The sequence below is a fragment of the Ichthyenterobacterium magnum genome (assembly GCF_003610635.1).
In the GTDB taxonomy this organism is placed as follows: domain Bacteria; phylum Bacteroidota; class Bacteroidia; order Flavobacteriales; family Flavobacteriaceae; genus Ichthyenterobacterium; species Ichthyenterobacterium magnum.
Map to the genome: position 1 here is coordinate 38,571 of NZ_RAQJ01000004.1, position 19,507 is coordinate 58,077.

The window sequence follows — 19,507 nt, forward strand, 5'->3', positions numbered from 1 at the left end:
TTATTTTTGTGTTTTTAACCAGTTACTATTAAACTCACAGTCTCTATAATCTCCGTTAATTTTAATGTAGGTATCATTGATTTTTTCGTTTTGCCACTTTTCAATCACTTTAAGTTGCTTGTCCTGTTCAGTCAAACTTTTAATTTTTAAGTAATCTTTTGCAAAATCTGCCTCGTGTTCATCAATTCTATCAGTAACTGTAAGTAATTTATACTTGATTCTATTTACTCTGTCTTGATCACGTAATACCAAACTTACTTCACCATCTTTTAGCTCTTGAATTTGACCATATAATTCTGGATCCATTTTAGTTAACTCAAAACTATAATCTTGTGTGTAAGGATTAATTAATTGTCCGCCATCATTTCTAGTTTCTTTCTCGTCACTAGATTCCTTAGCAGCATCTGCAAATGAGATTTCACCATTTACAATATGCTCTCTAATTTTATTTATTTTGTCTTTTGCTTCTTGTATAGCCTCTTCACTTAGCTCTGGACGTAATAAAATGTGCCTTACATCATATTCTTGACCTCTAATTTTTTCTAAATACACGATATGGTATCCAAAATCAGTTTCAAAAGGTTCAGATATTTCACCTTCTTGTAATGAAAATGCAACGTCTCTAAACTCTTTTACCATTCTAGGGCGTTTTCTGTTTAAAACATACTTTCCTCCTGTTTTTTTAGATTCTGTATCGTCAGAATAAAACACTGCTTTAGTTGTAAAGCTTGCACCATTTTCTATAACATCGGCTTTAAACTCTTTTAATTTGTTTATTACACGTTGTTTTTCTTCTTCGGATACTTTAGGTATCACAATAATTTGAGCCACTTTTAACTCGGTCCCGAATGTTGGACGTTCGTCTTTTGGTATGTTATTAAAATACTCTCTTACTTCTTCTGGAGTCACTTCTATGTCTTCAACAATTTTACGTTTCATATCCATAGCCAGTTTTTGGTTTTTGTTGATTTCGAACATTTCTTCTCTAAGGCTTTCCTCTGAGTCTTTATTATAAAACTCTAACAACTCTGCCATAGAACCGCCTTTTTGCTCAAGAAAAGCACTAATTTGTTGCTCAATATTTGATCGTATTTCCAACTCATTAACAACAATACTATCTTGTATGGCATGATGCGCATAAAGTTTGTCTTCAAGTAATTTCCCAAATAATTGACATCTGGTAATCTCTGCAGTAGAAACGCCTCTTGCTTGTAATTGAATAAATTCTTTATCTATATCTGAATCTAAAACTACATAGTCTCCAACAACGGCTACTACACCATCAACTTTAACACGGCTATTATCATTTGTTGCATTAGTCTCTGTTTTTGGTTTAGCTTCTTCCTCTTCAATTATTTCTTGAGAATAAGAACTATAAACACCTAGTAGTAAGATAAATAAAAGCGTTGTTTTTTTATTAATTATATATTTCAAATTGATTGTTTTTAATTGCATCTTTGGTAATATCTTTTTCGAGTTGCTTAATTAACTCAAGCTTTCTTTTGTTTATTATAATCTGATTTACTGTAGGTTTAACAAATTCTAGAGGTGCAAAATCGTTTTGAAAAAGCACATCTTTAATTTGCACCAAATATAGGTCTAATGAATCTTTGAGTTGTATAAAATTAGATTTTTTTAACAGTTCTTTCTTATTTTTTGCATTGAGTACTGGAATCTTTTCTATAATCTGAGAAGCTTTAATCCAAATAGAATCATTTAAAGAGTATGTTTTAAATTGAACAGATATAGAATCTAAATACTTTTGGTCTTCTAAATTGAAGTTTTTAAAGTGCTCTTCAATGTCTTTTTTATCTATTGCATTTACTGGTATAGTAATGTATCTAAACTTTACTAACTCTTCATTAAGCTTAAAGGTTTCTCGATTAGCTTCGTACACTTTTTGAGCTTCATCATCTACAACTACTGTGTCGATACTCTTGTTTACTAAGGCTTCTAAATAAGCTGTTGTAAATAAGTCTTTTTTGTATTGGTCTACTAACTTATTAAACTCATCTTGTTTGTCTTCAGATAAATTTCTTTCTGAGCCTTCTACCAAAAGTAATTGTGTAGCCCAACGATTAATAAATCCGTTTGTTATAAGTGTGCTGTCTTCTACAGAAGTACCTTCAGCAATTAAATCTTTTAAATCTTCTTTGTAAAGGTAATTATCATTAACTCTGGCAATAGGAACTCTATCATCTATGGTTTTAAAAAAATCACAAGATGATAAACAAATAGACAGAATTAATATGAAAACCGATTTTTTAATCACCTTTAATTTGCTATTTGAGTTTTAACTTTAGCTAAAACCGCATCGTTTATTTTAACATTATAGCGTTTACCTAATGTATCGAGCCAATTTGTTTCTATACTATTTTGGTAATCGCTAATTACCTTACCTCGAGCTTCATCAAATGTTTTAATACCTTGTGGCATTACTTTACTTACATCTATAACGTGATAGGCATCGTTATAATTATAGATTTTAGAAACACCTTTTTTAAACTCAAATGCTATTGGTAAAGCTCTATGCCCTTTTTCCATAACATCACTTGTTACGATTATGTTTTGCGCTCCATTGGCATTTAAAACTGTAGCTATCTCTTCGGCAGTTTTACCTTTTTCTAATAGTTTTATAGCCTCAGAAACAACTTCCTTTTTTGATGACGAAAATACTTTAGCATCAACTCTATCTTGCCAAACGTAATTGCTTTTATTCTTTTCGTAAAATGCTTCAAGCCCAACGCTATCTTTTGTTGCTGCATTCCAAACCTCTTTTTCCATTAAATCAAAAAGAAGTAAACCATCTCTATATTCTTTTAAAACGTGAGCGAAATCTGGATTTACAAATTCTAAATTTGCCTCGTGATATTTTAAAAGCTCTTTTTCTAAATAGGTTTGATATTCTTTTTCTATAACAACTTCAGGCGCAGTTTTCTTATTAAAGTAATTACGCTGACTATTCATTAAATACTTTGCAAAATCTCCATAAGACAATGATGCTTTATCTATGGCAAGTGCTACTTCTTCTTTATTTAAGTTTTCAGGTATTACCCATGATTTCTTAAAAAACGAATCATCAATAAGTGTTTTAAAATAGTTTATTGCAGTTTCATTATTACTAACGTTGTATTGCGCTTTTAGCTTTTTTGTAAGTGCAGAATTTATAAGTTTTGAACGCGAATCTCTTTTAACTTTATTTTCTAATTCTCCTTTCATATTCTCAAAAGGCTCAACACCTTTTTTGCCAAGTAGCTTAACAATATGCCAACCGTAATTTGTTTTAAATGGTTTTGAAATTTCTCCTTTTTCATTTAAACTAAAAGCAACATTTTCAAACTCTTGAGAGCTTAATTGACCTCCTGTAAATGGAGCTAAAACGCCGCCTTTACTTGCCGAGCTGTTATCGTCTGAAAACTGTTTTGCAAGAGATTCAAATTTTTCGCCTTGTTGTATTTTTTTATAAATCTCATTGATACGCGTTTCTGGATTTAGTAAACTATCTTTTTGTTTATTAGACACCATGATATGCGCAACGTTTACTTGACCTAATGATGGTCTTTTATCAAAAACCTTAACGATGTGATACCCAAAACGCGTTCTAAAAGGCATAGAGATTTCTCCTACTTTAGTATTGTAAGCAACATTTTCAAAGCTATAAACCATTTTAAAACCTGAAAAATAACCTAAGTCTTCAGCAAAAACTGTACTTCCATTATGCACAGCACTCTTTACCTTATCAAAGCCTTCTTTAGCAATTTGATTACGTAACTTTAAAAGTCTATTATAAACAGCTGTAGTATCTTTTTCAGACTCATCTATTCTAATTAATACGTGTGATGCTTTTACATCGTTAGAAACTCTATCATAAGCTTCTTTAACCAATGCGTCTGTAACTTTATTATCAGCCAAAAAATTAGTTGTTAATTGCTTTTTATAATTACCAAACTCTCTAATGTATTTAGCATCTTTATCTAACCCTAAACGTTTAGCTTCTTTTACTTTTAATTGGTAACTAACAAATAGCTTTAAATAGGCATCAATATCTTTTTGTGTTTCGTCTTTTACTAAATCTAAGTTTTTACTATAAACCCTAACAAATTCTGAAGCCATTACTGGTTCATCATCTACGGTAAATAAAACGTCATCATTGTTGGTTTGGGCAAATGCAAGTACAGTAAAACACACGAAGAGTGTGCTCAAAAATAATTTAATCTTCATAACTAATTTAATATTGTCATTTCAGCAAAAATAGTATAATTCAAACATTATACAAGCTAGTTTTTTTGAAACGTAAAAGTTGCATACTTAGTGTTAAAAAAAAAGTTAAATAAAAAAAACTCATTATATTTATTGCATTAAATCCCTTTCATATACAAATGAAGTATACATCAGAAATCATTGTAAAAGTACCTTTGGATGAATTCGTTAAAAAAATGAATAATGCTGAGAATATGAAACACTGGCAAAGAGGACTTATTGCAACCGAGCATATTTCTGGAACACCTGGTGAGTTTGGTGCTAAAATGAAACTTAATTACCAGTTAGGCAAACGCAAAATGGAACTTATAGAAACTGTTACTAAAAGTAATTTCCCTGATGAGTTTCATGCAATTTACAGTACAAAAGGCATGCACAATGCACAAGTCAACTTTTTTACACAAACACCAGAAGGTTATACTAAATGGACATCTAAAGCCGAGTTCACGCCTCTTAACTTCTCTATGAAGGTTATGACGTTTTTAATGCCTCGCGCTTTTAAAAAACAAACTCTTAAATACATGCATGATTTTAAAAACTTTGCAGAAAAAGGAACATCAGTAGCCAATGCGTAAACTCAAACTTATTTGGGACTTTAGAGGTGAAGTCGCCCTAAAAACTGCTCAGCATCATGAGATTCATTTAAAAGAATATATAACAATTCAGAAATCTAACGTTAGCATTACTGGTTTTGAAGCCATTACAGATATGCATGCAATTGCCTTTCTTGTTGTTGATGAAAATGAAATGAAACCTTTAAGAGATGCGCTTAAACCACATCGTGGTCAAATCTATTCAGAATAAAAATTAAATATGAAACATCCTGTAACTGAAATTTTAATCCTTAAAGGATATAATTATAAGGATATTCGATGTGACCTATAAAAAGTAATATACATATACACATGAAAAAACTAACAGTATTATTTGCATTAGTATTGGCTATAACCAATTGTCAAAAAGAAAAAGAAGATATATTGGTTGAATCTTATGTAGAAGAATCACACTCGTATGCACAACCTAATAAAGCAGTAATAAAACATTTAGACCTCAACATTGAAGCAGACTTTGAAGATAAAGTCATTTCTGGAAGTGCTACCTATACCATAGAAAACAATAATGCTACAAAAATCATTTTAGATTCTAAATTTTTAGATATCGAAAAAGCACAAGCAGATGGTAAAGACACACCATTTTCTTTAGGTGAATTTAACGAAATGCTAGGTCAGTCTTTAACAATAGATATAAAAGAAAACACAAAAACCATTACCGTTTTTTATAAAACAACTTCAAAAACTGAAGCTTTACAATGGCTAAATCCTCAACAAACTGCAGACAAAGACCATCCCTTTTTATTTACACAAGGTCAAGCGATTTTAACTAGAACATGGATCCCTATTCAAGATAGTCCGCAAATTCGTATTACTTATAATGCTACGGTTAAAGTACCTAAAGATTTAATGGCCGTTATGAGTGCAGAAAATCCGAAGCAAAAAAGCAAAGATGGCGTATATCATTTTAAAATGAAACAACCCATTTCTCCGTATTTAATTGCTTTAGCTATTGGAGATATAGAGTATAAAAGCATTAGTGAACGCACAGGTGTTTATGCAGAAAAATCGATGATTGACAAGGTTAAGAATGAATTTTCTGATATGGAAAATATGGTTGCAGCAGCAGAAAACCTTTATGGTGATTATGACTGGGATCAATTTGATGTAATTGTCTTGCCTCCTAGTTTTCCTTTTGGTGGTATGGAAAACCCAAGACTAACATTTGCAACGCCTACAGTTATAGCTGGAGATAAAAGTTTGACATCTCTTATTGCTCATGAGTTAGCACACTCTTGGTCTGGTAACTTAGTAACCAATGCGACTTGGAATGACTTTTGGCTTAATGAAGGTTTTACTGTTTATTTTGAAATACGAATTATGGAAGCCCTTTACGGAAAAGATAGAGCTAACATGATTGCTTTAATAGGCAGACAAGATTTAGATGAAGAAATTGAAGCCTTAAAAGCAACACCTGAAGCAACAAAACTAAAACTCGATTTAAAAGGTCATAACCCAGACGATGGTATGAATAGCATTGCATACGATAAAGGCTATTTGTTTTTAAGAACTTTAGAAGAAACTGTTGGTCGTGAAAAGTTTGATGCATTTTTAAAAGGGTATTTTAAAAAGCATGCGTTTTCTACAATAACAACTGGAGATTTTATAGCCTATTTAAATGAAAACTTATTAGACAAAAATCAAGTAACATTTAACACAGAAGAGTGGATTTTTAATCCTGGTGTCCCAAGCAATCAAGCCATTATTACATCTGATAAATTTGAAAATGCTGAAAAAACAATGCTTCAGTTTTTAAAGAATAATAGTGTTGATATTTCACTTACAAAAGATTGGACGACTCAAGAATGGGTTCATTTTATTAGAAACTTTCCAAAAACAATGACTAAAGAGCAAATGGCTTTACTAGATAATGCTTTTGACTTTACAAACGCTACCAACTCACATATTGCAATGGTTTGGTTTGAGCAAGCAATTAATAATGATTATCGTGGTAATAATGTTGATTCTAAAATTGAAGATTTTCTTATTAGCGTAGGTAGACGTTGGTATGTAGAGACATTATTTAAAGCTTATGAGAAAAATGATAAAATAGATGAAGCGCTAGTTATTTATAAAAAATCTAGACCAAATTATCATTCGGTTACAGCTAATACTATTGATGTTTTGTTAGACTATAAACCTTGATAAAACAATAAACATACGTGTTTTTGAGTTAAATATGTAACTAACTTAATAAAAACCAACCTAATGAAAAAGTATTTTCTTTTTTCAATTTGTTTCATTGTAGGTTCATATCAAATTTTAATAGCTCAAACTCCAGAACCTGATGATCAATCTCATGAAAAATGGGAATTTATATTAGAAGACACAGGTGATATACTTCAGCTTGCTTTACCAATTGGAGCTGGATTAACTACAATAATAAAAGGCGATTGGAAAGGCACAAAACAATTTGCCTTATCATATTCAACAAGTTTTATTATAACACACTCACTAAAAAAAATAGTTAAAAAAGAACGTCCTGAAGGCAGAAATTTATTTGATGCATTTCCGTCTGGTCATACAACATCTGCTTTTTCTGGAGCTTCCTTTATACAAAGGCGTTATGGTTGGCAATATGGCAAATGGGCTTACTTACTAGCAGGCATTGTTGGTGTTAGCAGGATGGAAGGTCCAAATGGTTGGCATGACATTTGGGATGTTCTTGCTGGAGCAACTGTTGGAATTGGAAGCACTTATCTTTTTACAGCACCATACGAAAAAAAGAAAATTGATGTTGGCTTTTTTTCTGATGGTAAAGAGACTTATGTTTTAACCTTAAAATATAAATTTTAAATCCAAATTCTATCTCGAATAATTAGGCGCTTCTTTAGTAATGGTAACATCGTGAGGATGACTTTCATTAATTCCTGAAGCTGTAATTTTTACAAACTGACCTTTGTCTTGAAGCGAAACAATATCTTTGGCACCACAATATCCCATTCCTGCACGTAAACCTCCAACAAACTGGTGAATACTTTCAAACAATTCACCTTTATATGGCACACGACCTACAATACCTTCTGGTACTAATTTTTTAATATCATCTTCTACATCTTGAAAGTAACGGTCTTTACTTCCTTGTTTCATGGCTTCTACAGAACCCATTCCGCGATACGACTTAAACTTACGTCCTTCGTAAATAATAGTTTCTCCAGGACTTTCTTTTGTTCCAGCTAATAGAGAACCAAGCATCACACAATCTGCTCCAGCAGCAATAGCTTTAGGTATATCTCCAGTATAGCGTATTCCGCCATCAGCAATCACAGGAACTCCTGAGCCTTTTATAGCTGCTGCTACTTCTAATACCGCAGAAAATTGAGGAAACCCAACTCCTGCAACTACTCTTGTTGTGCATATTGAACCAGGTCCAATTCCAACTTTTACAGCATCAGCTCCAGCTTCAACTAAATATTTAGCAGCGGCTCCAGTAGCAATATTACCAACAATAACTTCTAATTTTGGAAACTGCTGTTTTATAGCTTTTAAAATGGTAACCACACCTTTTGTATGACCATGTGCTGTATCTATAATTACAGCATCAACACCAGATTTTACCAAAGCTTCTGCTCTATCTACAGCATCTGCTGTTACGCCAAGTGCAGCAGCAACACGCAATCTTCCGTAAGTATCTTTATTTGCAATAGGTTTTTGAGTCACCTTAGTTATATCTCTAAAAGTGATTAAACCTTCTAATTTGTAATTATCATCTACAATTAAAAGTTTTTCAATTTTATTTTCTTGAAGAATTGTTTCAGCGTCTTTTAAAGATGTTCCTACAGCAGCAGTTACCAAATTTTCGCTAGTCATAACCTCAACAATTGGTCTGTCATTATTATGTTCAAAACGTAAATCTCTATTCGTTACAATTCCGTTTAAAATTCCGTTTTTATCAACTATAGGAATGCCTCCAATACTATATTCTTTCATGTATTGTTTAGCGTCACTAACTTTAGCTGTTAAAGGTAATGTTACTGGATCTATAATCATTCCGCTTTCTGCACGCTTTACTTTTCTAACTTTAGCTGCTTGCTGCTCAATAGTCATGTTTTTGTGTAATACGCCAATACCACCTTCTCGAGCCATAGCAATTGCCATTTTACTCTCGGTAACAGTATCCATAGCCGCAGAAACAACAGGAATATTAATAGTAATGTTACGTGTAAATTTTGTTTGAATATTTACTTCGCGTGGAAGTACTTCTGAAAAAGCTGGAACTAATAGAACGTCGTCGTAGGTTAAACCTTCTCCAACAATTTTGTTTTCGTGTGCTGTCATGATGCAATTAAGATATAATTGCATGCAAAGATACGACTAAAATTATGAATTTAGTTTTATGCTATCGTTAAATTAATTTTATAAACTCTTGCAATAGTCTCTTAATGTATTTAAAGCATAATTATAGCGTTCTTCTGCTTTAGAAATATCACCTTTAAAACGAATAGCTTTTGGGACTAATAAACCATATAAAAACTTCCCTTTTGCAACGCGCTCTATTTGATTTAAACTTCTTGAATCCATAGTATTATAAATACTTTGTATCCATTTGTACTGTTCTTTTTTTAAAATAGATTTATCCCAAGCAAGTGCCTCGTTTCCTTTTAATATAATTTCAGAATCATATAACTGTTTTAATACATCAAACACATTGTTGAATACAACTTTGCTCCCATTTCTGGTATAATTTTTAAATTGCTTGGTTGTAAAAAGACTATAAGGAAATGCGTCTACTAACCTTAACTTATGCGAGATATATTGCGCCATAGAAAGCCATACAACTTCATGTCCTTTTATTCTTAGCTCAGCATTTAGCCATCTATAAAAATCTCTACGTTGCCTAATGGTTTTATAAGCTTGTACATTATTATTACCAAGGTTATAGGCATTTGCCTTTTGCCAAGTACGTGTGTTGTTTCTTCTATCTGATGACAACCAATCTGAAGGCGATAATAATTTTGTTTGTGTTTCTTTTTGATACGCTCGTAGGCTTTTCCATTCTTTTGCATGAATAGAAATAGAGAAAAGTATTGCAAACAGTAATAAGTAATTTTTCATTTAAGTGTAACAATCATAGCACTTAAATATACAAGAAATAAAACCTTCTATTGTTTTTTATGAAATAATTGAATAAAAATAATAGCTGTTGACGCCAAAAAAGTAATGGTCATTAAACTTCCTGAAAACATTACAATATACTTCACCCATAGCATTCCTTTCCAGAGCAAATAAATTCCTCCAAAAGTTAGTACAACAGATACAAAAGGCTCAATCATTAAAAACAGTTTAAGCTTTCTTTTTAATTTAGTGGTACTTAAAATTAAGCCTACTAAAAAGAAAATAATAGACATAGACAGTATATGATTATGAACCAAAGTGAGCATCTCTTGATTGCTCTTTTTAAACTTCATAACCTCAGCATCTTCATCTGTTTCGTTACCAAGATACTGCTCTTCAATCCCATTAGGATTAGCAGATGATGTTTGGCCTACAAACAACAAACCCGTATAAAAACCTATACTTAATACTATAATAAATGCACCAATGAGTAGTTTTAATTCTTTAGGAAATGTATGAAGTAATCCGTTTATCTGCATTTATAACACTTGTTTTGAATGAAGAATTTTTAGTGACTTTAGTAAATCATTCATTGCATTTGTCATTGACCTAACTGAAATTGTAGCTCCTGAAATGGCAATAATATTATCTTGATATCTTAACTCGTCATTTTGAGTTTTACCAATAAATTGTTTAAGCCAGCGTTTGCTACCAATTTCACCGCCATAATCTTCGCGATACACTAAAACTTTGGCTTTAATAACAATTAAATCTTTATCTAAAAGTACAAGATAATCAAAGTTATCTGTTTTACTTGCTGCTTTAGATATATATGCATAAGCAAGAAAAGTAGAATCAGTTTTTATTTCAAATAAATTATCAAGTCCAAATTTTGAAGGCAAAGTTTTAGCCAGTTCTGAATCTATAACAATAGGATTAAGCGAAAAATGCTCAACTTCAAAAGTAGCTTTTATTTGCTTGTCTACTTTTTTTTGAATGTTTTTTGGTAAGCCAAAAGACAATAAAGCCAAAGCTAGAAGTGTAAAAACTATGTGTTTAAAATTCATGCTGCAAAGATAATTTATTTTAAAATGTTAATACACAATTTAAATGCCAAATAGCTAAAGTGAAAAATAAAGTTTCAGCTTTAGCTATCGGACAATTAAAAACTAATTCAAATCGTTGTATTCATTTTATGTTTTTAGAACCAAACACCTAAACCTACATTTAATTGGTTAGGAGTATCTGCACTTGTTGCATTGTCTTTAATTTGGTAATCTGCTTTTACAACAGCTCCGGGAGCAATTTTGTAGCTTAAACCAAAGGTCCATTCGTTTCTGTTGTAGCTATCATTTTTCATTAAACCGCCATCAACAGATGCGTGAGTATCAAAGTCTTCGTAGCGTGCAAAAGCATAAAGTTGTTGTTCTTTATTTAATGGTAATAAATTATAAGCAGTTTCTAAATACCAACCTTGTAAAGCACTACCTAAATCTGCATTATTGAGCGTATTATAATCTTCAGTATCACTAATACTTGCATGAATAAACTGGCCTCTTGCTGTAAAACGTTTTTTAGCATAACGAGCATCTAAACCAACCATAGATATGCCTACAGAAGTTCCGTCAATCTTTTCAACATCATCTTCAGCTTGCGTACGTCCAAAATATCCTGATAATCCCAAACGTAATCCAGGAACTCCATAATAATCTAACTTAGCAGCTAAATTTGGAGAATCTATAGTAGACTTAATTCCTTTTTGTCTTCCGTTTCTTAATCCATTTTTACCGCCTAAAACTTTAGATCCATTTACAGACTGAAACCCATTAAAGATATACGCTTGGTAACGTAATGAAGCTTCATTAAACTTACCAGACACACCAACACCAATTTCCCTCCATGTTGTAGGCACAATACTTCCGTCAATACTTGGTCTTTCAACACCATTAAATGTTGTTGGTTCATGAAACTCATTTACAATTCCCATTGGCACTAACATTAAACCACCACGAAGATTAACATTATCGTTTAAACTATATTGTATAAAGGCTTGTTCTACAAATACTTCTTCTACATGTTCTAACTCTACTTCTGTTACAAATTGTACTCTATCGTTAAACTTATATCCAAAAAGTAATACTAAACGTTGTACATCTAACTCGCCATTATCACCTTCTGGTTGATTATAAGTTATCTCACCGTAACCACCAACAGTAACTCCTGTATTAATATTACCAGATAAGATACGTTGTGCAGCATTTTGCTGAGTTTGAGGATTAATACTCAATGAATCTGGGACTGTTTGCGCAACAACAAATGATGTTGTTAAAATTGAAATTAGTAAGGTTAATTTTTTCATTTTTATTGATTAATTATTATTCTTATTTAGACTTGATATAAATAAATGTTTATTTGCAGTTGCAAATTTAAAACAGATAATGAATTACACAAAGTTTATTTAGATTAATTTTAAATAAAAAAGAAAAACGATTAATAATTGACTAATAATAAGCTTAATATAAAATTAATTTAAAAGAATAATTAATGATAAGCATTGAAGATTTTTGATGCTTCGTTGTAAGCACTTTCAAAACTCAAGGCGTTTAAATCATTATTTTTATTAGAAGTAAAGTACGATAATAGCTTTTCTGTTGGCATGTTACCTGTTAGCTCATCCTTTGCCATAGGACAACCACCAAAGCCTTGTATTGCACCATCAAAACGCTTGCAACCAGCTTTATAAGCCGCATCAACTTTTTCAAACCATGTATTTGGTGTCGTATGCAGGTGAGCACCAAACTCAATATTTGGGTATTTATGAATTAAGTTAGAAAACAAATAATCAATATTTTCTGGGTTAGAAGTACCTACGGTATCACTTAAAGAAAGTATTTTAATTCCCATTTTACTAAGTCGTTCTGTCCACTCTGCAACTATATCAACATTCCAAGGATCTCCATAAGGGTTACCAAATCCCATAGATATATAAACCACAACTTCTTTATTTGTTTTATTAGCAATCTCTAATATTTCAGAAAGCGTTACTACTGATTGAGCAATTGTTTTATGTGTATTACGCATTTGAAAATTTTCAGAAATAGAAAATGGATAACCTAAATAATTAATTTCTGGATGTTGTGATGCATCTACAGCACCTCTTGTGTTTGCAATAATAGCTAAGAGCTTACTTGTTGTGTTGGATAAATCTAATTGAGATAATACTTGGGCTGTATCGACCATTTGAGGTATCGCTTTAGGAGATACAAAACTCCCAAAGTCAATAGTATCAAAACCTACTCTTAATAAAGATTGAATATACTGAACTTTTTCCGCAGTTGGAATAAAATCTTTTATGCCTTGCATAGCATCTCTAGGGCATTCTATAATCTTAATTTTGGAAGACATTCAGTAAATTATTAAAGGATAAAAGTACTATTATTTTTAATAACGTATTAAGTAGAATTTAATAAAAAAATGAAAAAATTTTGTAAGGAAGTACAAGCATTTATCGACGTAACTATATAAATATGAAAAATATTCAACTATGAAAAACTTTACTTCTCTTTTCTTAAAATATAATTTAGCCGTACTGGTTTTATTATTTTCATTATCTGCTCAAGCTCAATCTACAGCTAATTACAATATTTCTGTAACTACTATTTGGAATAGTATGCAACATTCTTCTGTTCCAGGTAATGCACATTGGTCAAATTTAATTGGAGCTACACATAATACACCAAATGAGTTTGTTAGTTTAGGAACTAATGCAACAACTGGTATTAAAGATGTTGCAGAAAGAGGAAATAACGATGAATTTATAATCGAAATTAACAATGTAATTGATGCAGTTCCACCTCGAGCAGACCAATTACTTCGAGACGATTTTTCGCCATTTGCTGGTAACGATTCAGTAGCAGGTTTTACTAATATTACCGTTAGTGAGGATTTTCCGTTAATTACTTTAGTGTCTATGGTGGCACCAAGTCCAGATTGGTTTATTGCTGTTAATAGTTTAAATCTAAGGTCAGGTGACAACTCTAATAATGGTTGGAAAGAGACATTTACAATGGATGTTTTTGTTTATGATGCAGGAACCGATGGAGGCGCAAATTATGGTTCATCAGATAACCCTATAAGCCCAGTAGCAGTATCCATGCTAAATAGTTCTCCTGTGGGCGGAAATAAAATGGCCGAAATTACGTTTACTCTTAATTCGACTACATTAGGCTTAGAAGATGAATTTTTAGACATTAATAGTTTTCAATTATCTCCAAACCCATCAAAAGGAGTTTTTAATATTGCTACTAGTACAACAAATACAATAAAAGAAGCAGTTGTTTATGATATATTAGGGAAACAGGTTTACGCACTTAGAAATACACAAAAAGAAGAAAACATAACTTTAAACTTAACTGCTCTAAATAAAGGAGTTTATCTTTTAAAAACATTACTTGAAAACAATGTAACTTCGACAAAAAAAATAGTTATAAACTAAATGATGAGCAAAGTAAATTATTTAGCAAATCAACAATTCCTCGATTAAATGCTTATAATTACGATAAATTGTATATTTTTATCGCCTAAATATTAACCTACACTATTATGGTAATAAAAAATACTAGAGTAAAAATTACAAAGTTGTCACTAGTTATATTAGCTTTTTTTAGCTTAAACACACAAGCTCAAGATGTAAGCTGTGGCACTAAAGAATCAGCAGAATCTATTGAGTTTTTTAATGATAATAAAGAACGAATTCTGCAAATAGAACAAACGTTTTTAAACAATGAGTTTCGATCTGCAAATGCTGTAACTTCTGTACCTATTAAAGCACATGTTTTAAGGACGTCTGCAGGTACTGGTGGTTTATCTGTTTCAGATTTAAATAACGCAATGGATGTAATGAATGCATTTTATGCTGGTGCTAATCTTGAGTTTTACCTATGTGATGGGATTAACTATATAGATGATGATACCTATTATGATTATCTAGATGATCAAGAAGCAGCTTTAACTGCTAATAATGTTCCAAACCTTATAAACATATATTTTGCAAATTCGGTAACTCGAGTAGATACTGTAGATGGAAATTATGCTATTTGTGGTTATGCTTATTATCCTGGTGGAGCAGATACTATTTTAATGGATAATTCTTGTGCATTAAATGGTAGTACACTAGCTCACGAAATGGGACACTTTTTCTCTTTACGTCATACACATGGTGGTACCGCAAACGAGTTAGTTGATGGATCTAATTGTACAACAGAAGGAGATTATATTTGTGACACACCAGCAGATCCTAGATTATCTTACAGTAATGTAAACTCATCTTGTGTTTATACTGGAACTGATACTGATGCAAATGGAGATAGTTACGTACCAGACACTAGTAATGTAATGTCTTACTCCAGAAAATCTTGTAGAAACTCTTTTACACCCCAACAGTTAGCTAGAATTTATGCAACGCAACAATTAGCAAGAAACTATTTTGATTGTGCCAGTATTGATGCAGATTTTGTTGCAGACAATACAAGCTCTTGTAGTAACTCTCTTACTGTAAATTTCACCGATAATAGTACAGGAGCAACGTCATGGCAATGGGATGTTGATGGTGATGATATTATTGATTACACATCTCAAAACCCTTCACACACATATGCAACTAGTGGGATTTATGATGTAACATTAACCATATCAAATGCACAAAACACAATTTCTAAATCAAACTTAGAATACATAAAAGTAGGCGCTCAAAAATCTGTTCCCTTAGTTGAAGGATTTGAAGGCTTTTTACAAGCAAGTACAGACGGTTGGACAGCAACTAACGAAGCTGGATCATCTTTTATTTGGTATGCAACTTCTGGACCAACGACATCAACCGATACTGGTCCTTTTAACGACAATACCACAGGAAATACTTCTGGAGTATTTTTATATACTGAGGCTTCAGGTTCTAATCCTGGTGATGTTGCCGAATTCATTTCACCTTGTATAAATATAAATTACACAGATGCTATGTTTGAATTTGCATATCATATGTACGGTAGCACTATGGGAGAACTGCATGTTGATATTGACTCTGGCTCAGGATATACTAACGACGTAACTCAGGCTATTGTTGGGTCTCAACAGTCTAATCAAAGTGATGCTTACTTAACTAGACAAATAGATTTATCTGGTTATGCAGGACAAACCATTAATATACGCTTTAGAGCTATTAGAGGAAGTAATTTTAATAGTGATATAGCAATTGATGATATTAACCTTACGGGTACAACAACATTATCTACCGAAACGTTTACAGCTGATTCAATTCGTATTTATCCTAACCCAGTAAACAATACTATTATTAATGTTAAACTGAAAGAATCTAACGAAAGTTTAACCTATAGAATTGTTAATCTACTAGGTCAAAATATTTTGAACGGAAATTTAAAAAACAACCAAATAGATGTGTCTAATATTGCTTCAGGAAGCTATTTATTAATTCTTGATTCTAATGGACAGAAAGTAATTAAGAAATTTGTAAAACTATAAAAGTTATAGTTTATAAAAAAGTAAAAAAGCGAATTGATATTTCAATTCGCTTTTTTTATTAATGCTTTATTAATGTCTTTAATAAGCTTTGGTCCTTCATAAATAAAACCAGTATAAAGCTGAACTAAATCTGCACCAGCTTCAAATTTTTCTAAAGCCTCTTTAGCTGTATGAATACCTCCTACTCCAATTATAGGAAAAGCTTTTTTGCTTTCTGTTGCTAAAAACCGAATTACTTCTGTAGATCTACTGGTTAATGGTTTTCCACTTAATCCGCCAGTTTCAGATTTATTATTAGATTGTAAACCATCTCTAGAGATAGTTGTATTTGTTGCTATAACACCATCAATTTTTGTTTCAGAAACAATATCAATAATATCTAATAATTGCTCATTAGTTAAGTCTGGAGCAATCTTCAATAAAATTGGTTTTGGGTTATCTTTCTTTGAGTTTTCATTTTTTAATACCTGCAAAAGCTCAGTAAGTGGCTCTTTGTCTTGCAAAGCTCTCAAGTTTGGCGTGTTTGGTGAGCTAACATTAACTACAAAATAGTTTACATAATCATACAATGCATGAAAACAAATTTTATAATCTTCAACAGCTTTTTCATTTGGCGTTACTTTATTTTTTCCAATATTTCCGCCTATAAGAACATCTTTATTTTTCTTTAAACGCTCAATTGCTTCTGTAACTCCTCCATTATTAAACCCCATTCTATTAATAATTGCTGAGTCTTCTTTTAAACGAAATAGTCTCTTTTTTGGATTTCCCGATTGAGGTTTTGGCGTTAAAGTTCCTATCTCTATAAAACCAAATCCAAAGTTACTTAACTCGCTATACAACTTAGCATCTTTATCAAAACCCGCTGCTAACCCAACTGGGTTTTTAAACGTTAAACCAAAAAGTTTGCGTTCTAATCTTTTGTCTTCAATTAGATATAGCTTTCTAAATAAAAATGAAAATCCAGGAATTTTACTTAAATTTCTAATTGCAGAGAATGTAAAATGATGAATCTTTTCTGGGTCAAACAGAAAAAACAATGGTCTTATAATTAACTTGTACATGAAAAAGATATTGAGCTGCAAAAATACTATTCATTTGATTAAAAATGCTAACATTCAATTTAGAAATTAGTGGTATTTTTGAAGTCTAAGTAGTAATATATTCCTTATAGATATTTTAAAAGCATTAAAATGATTTCAAAAGAAGACATAATAAAACGGTTTGTAAGTTACGTGACTGTAGATACAGAATCTGATCCAGAAAGTGATACAACACCAAGTACTGCAAAACAATGGGATTTAGCAAACGCTTTAGTAAACGAGCTAAAAGCTATTGGAATGCAAGATGTGAGCATTGATGAAAATGCATACATTATGGCTACGCTACCAAGCAATGTAGACCATGACGTACCAACCATTGGTTATATTTCTCATTTTGATACAACTCCAGATTTTACAGGCGCTAATGTTAAGCCTCAAATTATTGAGAACTATGATGGAAAAGATATTATTTTAAATGAAGCTGAAAATATTATACTTTCTCCTGATTATTTCGAAGATTTATTACTCTATAAAGGACAAACATTAATTACTACAGATGGCACAACATTACTTGGTGCTGATGATAAAGCAGGAATTTGTGAAATTATTTCGGCAATGGAATATTTAATTCAGCATCCAGAAATTAAACATGGTACTATTCGTGTTGGATTTACTCCTGATGAAGAAATTGGTCGTGGTGCTCATAAATTTGATGTAGAAAGATTTGGTGCAGATTGGGCTTATACTATGGATGGAAGTCAAATTGGCGAGCTAGAATACGAAAACTTTAATGCAGCTGGAGCTAAAGTAAAAATTAAAGGCAAAATTGTACATCCTGGTTATGCCAAAGGAAAAATGGTAAACTCAATGTATATCGCTACAGAGTTTATTAATGCTTTACCAAGAATGGAAACTCCAGAGCACACAGAAGATTACCAAGGGTTCTTCCATTTATATAGTATAGATGGTAAAGTAGACGAAACAACGCTGCAATATATTATTAGAGATCATGACAAAGACCATTTTGAAGCAAGAAAAGAAGTCTTACAAAAACTTACTAATGATATAAACACACAATATGGACGTGAAGTGGTTACTATAGAAATTAGCGACCAATATTTTAATATGAAAGAAAAGGTAGAACCTGTAATGCATATTGTAAATATAGCAGAAGACGCTATGAAACAACTCAATATTACACCGCTTATAAAACCAATTAGAGGTGGCACAGATGGTTCTCAATTATCATATATGGGATTACCTTGTCCAAATATTTTTGCTGGCGGACATAACTTTCATGGGCGTTATGAGTACGTTCCTGTTGAAAGCATGATTAAGGCTACAGAAGTCATTTGTAAAATTGCTGAGCTAACTGCTAAAAAATCTTAAGATGAAAAAAGTCTATTCAGTTGAAGAGTATATAGAAACTAATGCACATTTCGAGGAAGCTTTAACGCTTTTACGTCGTATAATAAATTCAACCGAATTAGAAGAAACTGTCAAATGGAGTGCTCCTGTTTATGCTCTAAATGGTAAAAACGTAGTAGGCCTTGGTGCATTTAAAAACCATTTTGGGATTTGGTTTTTTAATGGTGTCTTTTTAAAAGATGAACAAAACCTTTTAACAAATGCTCAAGAAAAAACAAAAGCGTTACGACAAATGCGTTTTAAATCAATAGATGATATTAATAAATATATTGTATTGTCTTATGTAAAGGAAGCTATTGAGAATCAGAAATTAGGAAGAGAAATAAAACCAACCAGAACAAAAAAGGAAACTATTATTCCTACAGAATTACAAAATGAATTAGAAAGAGATGCGAAGCTAAAAACAAGCTTTGAAGCACTAACGCCATCAAAACAGCGTGAGTATTGCGAGTATATTTCTACCGCTAAACGCGATGCTACAAAACTGGCGAGGTTAGATAAAATTAAACCAATGATTATGCAAGGTGTTGGTTTACATGATAAGTATAAAAACTGCTAGCCATTACTAAAAAACTA

At 31.7% G+C, this 19,507-nt stretch carries 18 protein-coding genes; 8 read left to right on the forward strand and 10 right to left on the reverse strand.

Features of this window, described 5'->3' with window-relative positions; genetic code table 11:
* Genes BXY80_RS10325 through BXY80_RS10335 form a run of 3 tightly spaced genes read right to left on the reverse strand, consistent with a single transcriptional unit; the run spans position 1 to position 4,221 of the window.
* Entirely contained in the window at positions 1–1,434 is a 1,434-nt protein-coding gene (locus tag BXY80_RS10325) for a peptidylprolyl isomerase (protein WP_317124928.1), read from the reverse strand.
* Entirely contained in the window at positions 1,418–2,272 is an 855-nt protein-coding gene (locus BXY80_RS10330) for a peptidyl-prolyl cis-trans isomerase (RefSeq protein ID WP_317124929.1), read from the reverse strand. The genes BXY80_RS10325 and BXY80_RS10330 overlap by 17 nt, the downstream gene beginning before the upstream one ends.
* 2 nt (positions 2,273–2,274) lie before the next feature.
* Positions 2,275–4,221: a peptidylprolyl isomerase gene (locus tag BXY80_RS10335; protein WP_120201658.1), complete on the reverse strand. Its 1,947-nt coding sequence runs from the start codon at positions 4,219–4,221 to the stop codon at positions 2,275–2,277.
* A 158-nt stretch (positions 4,222–4,379) separates the two neighbouring features.
* Here BXY80_RS10335 and BXY80_RS10340 point away from each other — a divergent pair, with 158 nt between their 5' ends.
* The 4 genes from BXY80_RS10340 to BXY80_RS10355 all read left to right on the forward strand — a co-directional run bounded on the left by BXY80_RS10340 (position 4,380) and on the right by BXY80_RS10355 (position 7,667).
* Complete coding sequence (locus BXY80_RS10340) at positions 4,380–4,835, forward strand: SRPBCC family protein (protein ID WP_120201659.1); 456 nt, start codon at positions 4,380–4,382, stop codon at positions 4,833–4,835.
* Positions 4,828–5,064, forward strand: a complete 237-nt coding sequence (locus BXY80_RS10345; RefSeq protein ID WP_120201661.1) for a hypothetical protein — start codon at positions 4,828–4,830, stop codon at positions 5,062–5,064. The genes BXY80_RS10340 and BXY80_RS10345 overlap by 8 nt, the downstream gene beginning before the upstream one ends.
* Positions 5,065–5,165: 101 nt before the next feature.
* Positions 5,166–7,016: a M1 family metallopeptidase gene (locus BXY80_RS10350; protein WP_120201663.1), complete on the forward strand. Its 1,851-nt coding sequence runs from the start codon at positions 5,166–5,168 to the stop codon at positions 7,014–7,016.
* A 63-nt stretch (positions 7,017–7,079) separates the two neighbouring features.
* Complete coding sequence (locus tag BXY80_RS10355; protein ID WP_120201665.1) at positions 7,080–7,667, forward strand: phosphatase PAP2 family protein; 588 nt, start codon at positions 7,080–7,082, stop codon at positions 7,665–7,667.
* Positions 7,668–7,676: 9 nt separating this feature from the next.
* Here the strand turns inward: BXY80_RS10355 and guaB are convergent, their stop codons facing one another.
* From guaB to BXY80_RS10385, 6 genes are all read right to left on the reverse strand, one after another.
* Positions 7,677–9,149, reverse strand: a complete 1,473-nt coding sequence (gene guaB / locus BXY80_RS10360) for an IMP dehydrogenase (RefSeq protein ID WP_120201667.1) — start codon at positions 9,147–9,149, stop codon at positions 7,677–7,679.
* 78 nt (positions 9,150–9,227) lie between these two features.
* Entirely contained in the window at positions 9,228–9,926 is a 699-nt protein-coding gene (locus BXY80_RS10365; RefSeq protein WP_120201669.1) for an Insecticidal toxin complex protein, read from the reverse strand.
* 47 nt (positions 9,927–9,973) lie between these two features.
* Positions 9,974–10,465: a hypothetical protein gene (locus tag BXY80_RS10370; RefSeq protein WP_120201671.1), complete on the reverse strand. Its 492-nt coding sequence runs from the start codon at positions 10,463–10,465 to the stop codon at positions 9,974–9,976.
* On the reverse strand, positions 10,466–10,993 hold the full coding sequence (locus tag BXY80_RS10375) for an FMN-binding protein (protein WP_120201673.1): 528 nt from the start codon (positions 10,991–10,993) through the stop codon (positions 10,466–10,468).
* 134 nt (positions 10,994–11,127) lie between these two features.
* The gene (locus BXY80_RS10380; RefSeq protein WP_120201675.1) at positions 11,128–12,285 is read right to left on the reverse strand and encodes a porin; all 1,158 of its coding nucleotides are present in this window, start codon (positions 12,283–12,285) and stop codon (positions 11,128–11,130) included.
* A gap of 182 nt (positions 12,286–12,467) precedes the next feature.
* Positions 12,468–13,331, reverse strand: coding sequence for a hydroxymethylglutaryl-CoA lyase (locus BXY80_RS10385; protein ID WP_120201677.1), 864 nt, complete (start codon positions 13,329–13,331; stop codon positions 12,468–12,470).
* Positions 13,332–13,470: 139 nt separating this feature from the next.
* Here BXY80_RS10385 and BXY80_RS10390 point away from each other — a divergent pair, with 139 nt between their 5' ends.
* Together BXY80_RS10390 and BXY80_RS10395 are read left to right on the forward strand one after the other, a co-directional pair.
* On the forward strand, positions 13,471–14,421 hold the full coding sequence (locus BXY80_RS10390; protein WP_120201679.1) for a T9SS type A sorting domain-containing protein: 951 nt from the start codon (positions 13,471–13,473) through the stop codon (positions 14,419–14,421).
* A 107-nt stretch (positions 14,422–14,528) separates the two neighbouring features.
* A complete protein-coding gene (locus tag BXY80_RS10395) occupies positions 14,529–16,460 on the forward strand; it encodes a T9SS type A sorting domain-containing protein (RefSeq protein WP_120201681.1) in 1,932 nt (643 codons plus the stop codon).
* 41 nt (positions 16,461–16,501) lie between these two features.
* Here BXY80_RS10395 and BXY80_RS10400 read toward each other — a convergent pair whose 3' ends face one another.
* Entirely contained in the window at positions 16,502–17,524 is a 1,023-nt protein-coding gene (locus BXY80_RS10400; protein WP_120201683.1) for a quinone-dependent dihydroorotate dehydrogenase, read from the reverse strand.
* Positions 17,525–17,653: 129 nt separating this feature from the next.
* Between BXY80_RS10400 and pepT the strand changes: the two genes are divergently transcribed.
* Together pepT and BXY80_RS10410 are read left to right on the forward strand one after the other, a co-directional pair.
* Positions 17,654–18,892, forward strand: a complete 1,239-nt coding sequence (pepT, locus tag BXY80_RS10405) for a peptidase T (protein WP_120201685.1) — start codon at positions 17,654–17,656, stop codon at positions 18,890–18,892.
* Between the two features lies 1 nt (position 18,893).
* Complete coding sequence (locus BXY80_RS10410) at positions 18,894–19,490, forward strand: YdeI/OmpD-associated family protein (protein ID WP_120201687.1); 597 nt, start codon at positions 18,894–18,896, stop codon at positions 19,488–19,490.
* Positions 19,491–19,507 lie beyond the last annotated feature (17 nt).